Here is a 2,021-nt window from a genome sequence, read left to right on the forward strand (position 1 = left end):
CTTTTGTTGTTTGTGAATATTTATATTTTTCAGACTTAAATTCAGATGTGCTGAAAACAACATTAAACATTCTACTGCCCTACATAGGAATATTCTTTGTAATTGAAATATCAAAACTTATCTGCAAATATCAAGAAGTGGGCAAAAATCATATTCTGATGATTGTGTCTATGTCGTCTTATATAATATATCTATTTCACACAACATTTGAAGGATTTGCAAAAGCTGTATTCAGAAAATTACCATTAGACAGCAATTTATGGTATGTATTTTTGCCTGAAGCGATTGTTGTTATAGCTGTAGGTGTAATCATTCCTATGTTGTTACATAGATATGTTTTAAAACGTTGGCAGCTTACACGTACATTATTTGGATTATAATGTTTATAAAAATATAAACGTATTTACTTTATCCTTCTGCCTCTAATCAACAGCCAAAGGGCGGAGAGGCACGAAAGAAGAATTATGCCGGCGTGCTGGGCTGATTCTTTTATATTGAGAAAAAACTTTGACATGGACTTTTGCTTATGACGAGGCAAAAGTAATGATTTATTTTTAATCCGGAAAATTTTATGAAAATTGTTGTTACCGGTACCCGTGGCATCCCTAATGTCATGGGCGGAGTGGAGACGCACTGTGAGGAACTGTTTCCGAGAATAGCAGCCATGGGCGAAGACGTAACGGTGATAAGGCGTAAAAGCTACGTCGGCGACGGTCTGAAAGAATGGAAAGGCGTAAAGCTGGTGGACATTGAGACACCGAAAAAGAAGTCGTTTGAAGCCATTATACATACGTACAGAGCCATAAACAAGGCGAAGAAACTGGGAGCAGACATACTGCACATACACGCCATAGGACCGGCTCTGCTGGTGCCATACGCCAAGATGCTGGGCATGAAGGTGGTGTTTACGCATCACGGTCCTGACTATGATAGGGACAAATGGGGCAGGGCAGCCAAAGCGGTGCTGAAGCTGGGTGAGCGCATGGGGTGTATGTTTGCTGACGACGTAATAGTGATCAGCGACGTGATACGCAACCTGATTAAGGAGAAATACGGACGTACAAAGAACGTGCATCTGATATATAACGGCGTGTCGGAGCCTGAGGTGTGCGACTATCCCGAGTATTTTGAGGAACTGGGCATAAGGAAAGGACGCTACATATTGGGCATGTGCCGCTTTGTGCCGGAAAAGAACCTGCACCATCTGGTGGAAGCGTTCGGGAGAATTAAGAACGAAAAATTAAAAAGTAAAGACGGCGGCGACGATGACATAAAGCTGGTGCTGGCTGGTGACACAGACTTTGAGGACGACTACTCAAGGGGACTGAAAGAGATGGCAAGGAAGAACGGCGTTGTGCTGACGGGATTTGTGAAGGGCCGTAAGCTGCACTCGCTGCTGACTAACTGCATGTGCTACTGTCTGCCGTCGAGTCATGAGGGCCTGCCGATAGCGTTGCTTGAAGCGATGAGCTACGGCGTGAAGGTGATAGTGAGCGACATACCGGCGAACCTGGAGGTGGGCCTTGACAAAGACGACTACTTCCCGGTGGGCAACGTGGACGAGCTGGCGAAGAAGCTGAAAGAGGTGATAAGCCGTGAGCCACAGCACATAGAATACGACATGACAAAGTATGACTGGGACAAGATAGCGAAGGAGGTAAGAGGGGTATATTGTAATTTGGAGTTAAAGTAGTTAGAGTAGTTATCGCCAACGGAGTTGGCTAGGAGTTAAAGTCAAATGCTAACGTAGTGCTTGCGACAATAACCAACAAAGCTAATGTGCCGGCGGATCTGCGCTCCGCCGGAATTGAATATAAGGATTTATTTAATCCGATTACTTCCTATTTCGTTTCTAGGTAGTTAAAGTAGTTAGAGGAGTTATCGCCAACAAGTTGGCTAGGAGCATATTTAAGTGAAGAACGAAGAGTGAAGAGTGAAAAATCCATGTGCAAACGTAGTGCTTATAAGTAGAAGCCACAAGACTATTGGATTTTTCGTTTTTCACTTTTAACTTTTCACTT

The 2,021-nt window shown here is 43.6% G+C and carries 2 protein-coding genes; both read left to right on the plus strand.

All coding sequences use genetic code 11. The features are described 5' to 3' along the window. Positions 1 to 380: hypothetical protein (locus tag QVO66_RS03065; RefSeq protein ID WP_288172511.1), on the plus strand; the 380-nt coding region annotated here is incomplete at its 5' end. A gap of 191 nt (positions 381 to 571) precedes the next feature. Next, entirely contained in the window at positions 572 to 1,693 is a 1,122-nt protein-coding gene (locus QVO66_RS03070) for a glycosyltransferase family 4 protein (protein ID WP_021853931.1), read from the plus strand. Positions 1,694 to 2,021 lie beyond the last annotated feature (328 nt).

Origin of the sequence: Prevotella sp. CAG:255, assembly GCF_000431195.1 — a bacterium.
Taxonomy (GTDB): Bacteria; Bacteroidota; Bacteroidia; order Bacteroidales; family Bacteroidaceae; genus Prevotella; species Prevotella rara.

Coding starts and splice junctions, on each gene's coding strand:
- QVO66_RS03070 (WP_021853931.1), top strand. CDS start 572: ATGAAAATTGTTGTTACCGGTACCCGTGGCATCCCTAATGTCATGGGC.